Source organism: Pseudactinotalea sp. (assembly GCF_048594945.1).
GTDB lineage: Bacteria > Actinomycetota > Actinomycetes > Actinomycetales > Beutenbergiaceae > Pseudactinotalea.
In genome coordinates this window covers 1-6480 of record NZ_JBMDXJ010000029.1, presented here as the reverse complement: position 1 = coordinate 6480, position 6480 = coordinate 1, and the positions used below count along the sequence as shown (strand labels likewise).

8 protein-coding genes are annotated in these 6480 nt (G+C 71.2%); 4 read left to right on the top strand and 4 right to left on the bottom strand.

Features of this window, described 5'->3' with window-relative positions:
- A partial coding sequence (locus ACOJSN_RS01360) for an O-methyltransferase (RefSeq protein WP_420110713.1) occupies positions 1-462 on the bottom strand: 462 nt, incomplete at its 3' end.
- Between the two features lie 143 nt (positions 463-605).
- Here ACOJSN_RS01360 and sigE point away from each other — a divergent pair.
- Genes sigE through ACOJSN_RS01340 form a run of 4 tightly spaced genes read left to right on the top strand, consistent with a single transcriptional unit; the run spans position 606 to position 3926 of the window.
- On the top strand, positions 606-1232 hold the full coding sequence (gene sigE, locus ACOJSN_RS01355) for an RNA polymerase sigma factor SigE (protein WP_420110711.1): 627 nt from the start codon (positions 606-608) through the stop codon (positions 1230-1232).
- Complete coding sequence (locus ACOJSN_RS01350; protein ID WP_420110710.1) at positions 1229-2017, top strand: zf-HC2 domain-containing protein; 789 nt, start codon at positions 1229-1231, stop codon at positions 2015-2017. Before sigE ends, ACOJSN_RS01350 begins: the two co-directional genes overlap by 4 nt.
- 42 nt (positions 2018-2059) lie before the next feature.
- A complete protein-coding gene (locus ACOJSN_RS01345) occupies positions 2060-3406 on the top strand; it encodes a trypsin-like peptidase domain-containing protein (protein WP_420110709.1) in 1347 nt (448 codons plus the stop codon).
- A 22-nt stretch (positions 3407-3428) separates the two neighbouring features.
- Positions 3429-3926: a twin-arginine translocase TatA/TatE family subunit gene (locus ACOJSN_RS01340; RefSeq protein WP_420110712.1), complete on the top strand. Its 498-nt coding sequence runs from the start codon at positions 3429-3431 to the stop codon at positions 3924-3926.
- Between the two features lie 18 nt (positions 3927-3944).
- On the opposite strand, the gene ACOJSN_RS01335 is transcribed toward ACOJSN_RS01340, so the two are convergent.
- From ACOJSN_RS01335 to ACOJSN_RS01325, 3 genes are all read right to left on the bottom strand, one after another.
- Positions 3945-5063, bottom strand: coding sequence for an Mrp/NBP35 family ATP-binding protein (locus ACOJSN_RS01335; protein WP_420110708.1), 1119 nt, complete (start codon positions 5061-5063; stop codon positions 3945-3947).
- A 56-nt stretch (positions 5064-5119) separates the two neighbouring features.
- Positions 5120-5911 carry a DeoR/GlpR family DNA-binding transcription regulator gene (locus ACOJSN_RS01330; RefSeq protein ID WP_420110707.1) on the bottom strand — a complete coding sequence of 264 codons (792 nt, stop codon included), beginning with the start codon at positions 5909-5911 and terminating at the stop codon, positions 5120-5122.
- A partial coding sequence (locus tag ACOJSN_RS01325) for a class II fructose-bisphosphate aldolase (RefSeq protein ID WP_420110706.1) occupies positions 5908-6480 on the bottom strand: 573 nt, incomplete at its 5' end. The genes ACOJSN_RS01325 and ACOJSN_RS01330, both read right to left, overlap by 4 nt.

The following is a 6480-nucleotide window of genomic DNA, read 5'->3' as shown; positions in this document are numbered from 1 at the left end:
GCCGCCACTGCGGAGCATCCGTACGGCCTGATCGGCGTAATCGGAGGCCTCGGCGGGATCGCCGTCGATGGAGACGAGGTCGTAGGCGCCATCGGCGAGCCGTGGCAGCACGTCGAGCGCGCGGCCGGAGATAGTCCTGGTGCGGGTGGACTTGATGCCCGCGGCGGCGAATGCCTCCTTGGCGGCGCGCTGGTGCTCCACCTCCACGTCGATCGTGGTGAGCACGCCGTCGGCGGCCATGCCCTCCAGCAGCCACAGCCCGGAGACTCCCGTGCCGGTCCCGACCTCCGCGACCGCGCGGGCGTGCAGCGCCGCGGCCAGCAGCCGCAGCGTGGCGCCCGTTCCTGCCGACACGGCGCCGATGCCGAACTCCTCGGCGCGGTCACGAGCGTCACGGACCACGTCGGGTTCGGTGTTGAACTCCTCGGTATAGGCCCAGCTCTGGACCTTGTCGCTGGCGATGATGAGCCTCCCGAGATGAACGTGCACGCCTGTGAAGGACGACCCTAGCGCTCACCAGCCGCACGCACCCGGAACACCAGCGCTCCCTCACGCGTTCCACTCACAGGAAACACTCAGCCCGGCGCCGTACTGTCGGGTCCACGATGACCACCAAGGACGCGCACGTGCCCCAGGCCCAGGCCCACCAGGCGGCGGAATCCGCCGCCTCGGTCGATGCTGCAGCCTGGCAGCCGCCCAGCTGGGAGGAGATCGTCACCCAGCACACCGACCGGGTGTACCGGCTCGCCTACCGCCTCACGGGCAACAAGGCCGATGCCGAGGACCTGACGCAAGAGACGTTCGTGCGCGTGTTCCGCTCGCTCGACCGCTACCAGCCCGGCACGTTCGAGGGGTGGCTGCACCGCATCACCACGAACCTGTTCCTCGACGGCGCCCGCCGCCGCACCCGGTTGCGTTTCGATGCGCTGGGTGAGTCGGCCGAGCGGGTGCAGGCACCCGAACGTTCCTCGCCCGAGCGTGGGTTCGAGCACGAGAACCTCGATGTCGACATCCAGGAGGCGCTGAACGCCCTCAAGCCGCAGTTCCGTGCTGCGGTGGTGCTGTGCGACATCGAGGGTCTGTCGTATGAGGAGATCGGCACCACGCTCGGCATCTCCACCGGCACCGTGCGTTCCCGCATCCACCGCGGCCGGGCGCAGCTGCGGGAGGCGCTCGCGCACCGCGCACCGCGCCCAAAGCCCACGTTCCGCCCCGGGATCACGCCGGCATGAGCCACTTGGGTGCCCTCATCACGCCGTACGTCGACGGCGAGCTGAGCGCTGCCGCTGCAGCGGCGGCACGAGCGCACCTGTGCGTCTGCGCCGAGTGCCGCAGCGCGCTCGCCACCGAGCAGACGGCACGCCGGCGCACGCGTCAGTCGGTCCAGGGGATGCAGGCCAGCGCCGAGCTGACCGCACGCCTGCTGGCGATGCCCACGAACCCGTTGCCCGCGACAGGTCTGCCGCGTCGCGCCCGCCGCACCCCGTTCGTGCTGGGTGGAGGTGCCGCGTTGGTGGGCCTGTTCGTCCTCACCCTCGTGGTGCTGGGGTCCCCGCGACCTGACCAGCACCCCAGCTCGCTGCTGTCGGCGACCGCCGATGCGGCCGCGGCGCAGGATGCGGCGACTCTCGTGTCGCGTCCCGCGCCCTCGCAGGCCGTCGTGTCGGGCTGGGCGCTCCCGGCCAACCACACGGTCAACAGCCTCGCCCTGATCGGCGAGGGCGAGAGCGAGACGCTCGACGTCGTCGTCGACACCGCCGCCGGCGAGGTTCGGCTGCTGGAGCGTGTGGGTACGCTCGATGCGGAGGTCATCGCGCAGGCGCCATCGCTCAGGATCGCCGATCACACCGCGTACCTCGTGGACGGGTGGTACGTGTTGGAGTCAGGCCCGTGTGTGGTGGCGGTTCTGGGCGAGTCCGAGCTCGCCGCCGAGGCCGTGATCGCCCAGCTCCCCGCAGCCACGCCCGATGGCATGGTGGGGCGGCTGGTCGACGGCTGGCACGTGCTCGTCGGGTGAGCGTGGGCACCCGCAGCCCGCTCGGTCGGTGAGAATGGCCCCATGACGTCCCCGCCCGACGACGCGTGGGCGCCCCCCGCAGGCGCCTCTCCGCTCCCGCGAGCCTCGGCACCCGAATCTGGTGAGTCGAGCCCGACGACGGCGTCCCAGCCCGTGTCCTCGGCGTCACCTGTGCCGACGGTTCCGTTCGGCGAGCCGCCGCCCGGCCCGGTCGCCTCCGGCCCGGTGCCGCCGCAGGCGGCAGCGCTCACGCCTGTGCCTGCGGCGCGACCCGCGCGGCGGCGCCGTGGCGCCTCGGCTGCGGTGGTCGTGCTGTTGATGCTGGTCAGCCTTCTCGCGGGTGCTCTGCTCGGCCTGGTGGGGCATCGCTGGTTGTTCCCTGCCGAGGGTGGTGCCACGGGGCTGCCGACGCCGGACCAGAACGGTGCCGAGGGTGATCCGGTCGGGGATACCTGGATCAGTGAGATCGCGGCGATCGCGCTGCCCAGCACGGTCTATATCGAGGTCCGCACCAGCGAGGCGAACGTGTCCGGCAGCGGCTTCGTGGTACGCGAGGACGGGTATCTCGTGACCAACCAGCACGTGGTCGCGCCGGCATTGAGCGGCGACGGCGAGATCACGGTCGTGTTCTCCGACGGCACCGAGGAGGCTGCCGAGGTGATCGGCAGCACCGGCGACTACGACCTCGCGGTGCTCAAGATCGACCGCGCCGGCTTGGCACCGCTGGTGCTCGCCGACTCCGACACGCTCGCGGTCGGCGACCCGGTCATCGCCGTCGGCGCACCGCTCGGCCTGTCCGGATCGGTGACCTCCGGGATCGTCAGTGCCCTGAATCGACCGGTGACGGTGCGCGACCCCAGCGCGGGCGACGACGACCCCTCGACCTACATCAACGCCGTGCAGACCGATGCCGCGATCAACCGCGGCAACTCCGGTGGTCCGCTCATCGATGCGAACGGTCACGTGGTGGGCGTCAACACCGCGGTCGCACGGGACTCCTCCTCCGGTGGTGGTGGCAACGAGCCGGGCTTCGCGATCCCGTCCAACCAGGTGCGTCACACCGTGGAGCAGCTGATCGAGACCGGGCAGGCGACCTACCCCGTGATCGGCGTGCTGCTCGACGTCGAGTACGAGGGCGAGGGGGTGCAGGTCCACACCGAGACGGTCGACGGCTCCCCACCGGTCACACCCGGCGGACCGGCCGACGAGGCCGGGGTCGGACCCGGCGACGTGATCGTCGCCGTCGACGGCGCGCCCGTCAGCCAACCGACCGAGCTGATCGTTCGGGTGCGCTCCCACCTGCCGGGCGAGGTGATCGTGCTGACCATCAGGACCGACGACGGCGAACACGACGTCGAGGTCCTTCTCGGCGAGGCGGTGAGCCGGTGACGGCTAGGCTCGCCACGTGAACATGAACTTCGAGGAGATCCTGATCATCATCGGGATCGCGCTCGTGGTGATCGGTCCGCAGCGGTTGCCCGAGTACGCCGAGCAGCTCGCCAAGCTGGTGAAGAACGTCCGGAAGATGGCCACGGGCGCCACCGACACGATTCGTGAGGAGCTCGGCGACGAGATCGCCGACCTCGACCTGTCCAAGTTCGACCCGCGTCAGTACGACCCCCGCCGCATCGTCCGCGAGGCGTTGCTCGACGACATCATCCCCGCCACCAAGCCGGCGCGGAAGACCGGCACGGCCACAGCGGCCAAGAAGCCCGCGGCGAGGAAGCCCACGCCCAAGCCCGCGGCGCGCAAGCCGAAGCCGGTCAGCGCCGGCGCTCCGGTCGCAGCAGCGGCCGCCGCTACCGCCGCCGCCGGCGCGACGATCGAGGACGCCCCGATCGAGGACGCTCCGGTGACCGCGGACGCAAGCGTCGCCGACCTCCCGCCATTCGACGACGAGGCGACGTAACGGCCCTCAGGCCCGCGCTCAGCCCACCGGGGAGATGGCGAGCTTGCGGCCGGCGAGGCCACGCTCGCGGTGCGAGAGGCCACGGGCCACGTCGCGCAGTACACCGGCACCAGCGGAGTCGGGATCGGTGAGGACCACGGGCACGCCGCTGTCGCTGCCCTCGCGGAGCGCGATGTCCAGCGGGACCTGTCCGAGCAGCGGCACCGGGCCGCCGAGGGTCTCGGTCAGCCGGTCGGCCACGCGTTGACCGCCGCCGGAGCCGAAGACCTCGAGGCGGGAACCGTCGGGCTGGGTGAGCCACGACATGTTCTCGATGACACCGATCACGTTCTGGCGGGTCTGCATCGCCATCGATCCCGCACGCTCGGCCACCTCGGCGGCGGCGAGCTGTGGGGTGGTGACCACGAGCAGCTCCGCACCGGGCAGCAGCTGAGCGACCGAGATCGCGATGTCGCCGGTGCCGGGCGGCAGGTCGAGCAGCAGCACGTCGAGGTCGCCCCAGAACACGTCGGCGAGGAACTGCTGCAGCGCACGGTGCAGCATCGGGCCGCGCCAGATCACCGGGCGGCCCGGCTCGGCGAACATCCCGATCGAGATCACCTTCACGTCCTGCGCGACCGGCGGCAGGATCATCTCGTCGACCTTGGTGGGCGGGTGCTCCACGCCGAGCATGCGGGGGATCGAGAAGCCGTAGACGTCGGCGTCGAGCACGCCGACCTTGACACCATCGGCGGCCATCGCTGCGGCGAGGTTCGCGGTGACCGAGGACTTGCCCACGCCGCCCTTGCCCGAGGCGACGGCGATCACGCGGGTGAGGTTGCCCGGCTGCGAGAACGGGATCACCGGTTCGGCGACGCCGCCGCGGAGCTTGGTGCGCAGCGCGGTGCGCTCGTCGTCGGTCATCACGGTCATCTCGACGGCGCAGGAGCTCGCGCCTTCGAGTGCGGTGACGGCGTTGGTCACGTCCCGCGTGATCGTGTCGCGCAGCGGACAGCCCGCGGTGGTCAGGGCGATCACCACGGTCACGGCAGCGCCGTCGATCCGGATGTCGCGCACCATGTCGAGCTCGGTGATCGGGCGCCTGATCTCGGGGTCGAGCACCCCATCGAGCGCTTCGCGAACCGTCTCGGTGTTCATCCTTCGAGTGTAGGTCGCCTGAGCCGCGGACCGCCCCGCCGAGGGCGAGACGCCCATCACTCCGGTGCCGCCACCAGTACCCGCAGCCCGGCGCCCTCGAGCTCCTGCCGCTGCTCGGGAGCGATGCCGGTATCGGTGACCAGGCCGGTGAAGGCATCGATGCCGCCGACGGTCGCGAACGCGCGCACCCCGAGCTTGGACGAGTCGGTCACCACCCAGGCGCGGTCGGCTCGCGAGGCCATCAGCGCGTTCGCGCGCGCCTCGCGCTCGTCGTGGACCATCGGCCCGTTGATGGCGTCGATGCCGTTGACGCCGATGATCGCGACGTCGAGCGTGATCCGCTCCAGCATCAGGTCGCTGTACGGGCCGACCAGCTCGTAGGAGCGTGCCCGCATCACGCCGCCGGTGACGACCACCCGGATGTGCGGCCGGATCACCAGCTGCGCGGCGATGTTGATCGCGGAGGTCACCACGGTGATGCCCTCGCCGTCGTTGGCCTCGAGGTCTGTCCGCTGGCCCAGCGCGGCCGCGACCGCCTTGCACGTGGTGCCGCCGGAGAGACCGATCCGCATGCCCGGCTCGATCAGGGTCTGCACGGTCCGTGCGATCGCTGCCTTGGCCTCGGCGTTGGTCTCGCGCTGGAACCGTGACGGCAGGTCGTAGGCGACCGAGTGTGCGCTCGCGCCGCCGCGGGTGCGGGTCAGCAGTTGCCGGGAGGCGAGGACGTCAAGGTCGCGTCGGGCGGTCGCGGGGGAGACGTCGAAGCGCTCGACGACGTCGCTCACCTCGATCACCCCGGTGTCACCGAGCAGGTCGAGGATCGCGACCAGCCGCTCCTCGCGCCTCATGCCGATGTCCCGGCGGACGCGAATAGTCGGATTAATCTTTCGACCTCACCGGCCATCGCGTCGCGCCCCGCACCGAGGTAGGTGCGGGAGTCGACGAGTCCGGCGTCGGAGCCCAGGCGCTCCCGGACTGCCGCCGTGAACACCTTGTTGAGCTGGGTGGAGACATTGATCTTGCGCATCCCGGACCGGATCGCGGCAGCGAGGGCATCGTCGGGGACGCCGCTGGACCCGTGCAGCACCAGCGGCACCGGTACGTCGGTGGCGATCCGTTCGATCAGGTCGAGATCCACGGCAGCGGTGCGCTCGGTCATCGCATGCGAGCTGCCCACTGCGACGGCGAGCAGGTCCACACCGGTGGACTCTGCGAAGCGGGCCGCCTCCGCGGGGTCGGTGCGGACACCGGGAGCGTGGGCGCCGTCCTTGCCCCCGATCTCGCCGATCTCGGCCTCGACGACGGCACCTGCCGCGTGTCCGTTACGTGCCGCACCCTGGGTGAGGGCGACGTTCTCCTCCCAGGGTAGCCGTGCGCCGTCGACCATCACCGAGGAGAAGCCGAGGCGGAGCGCCTC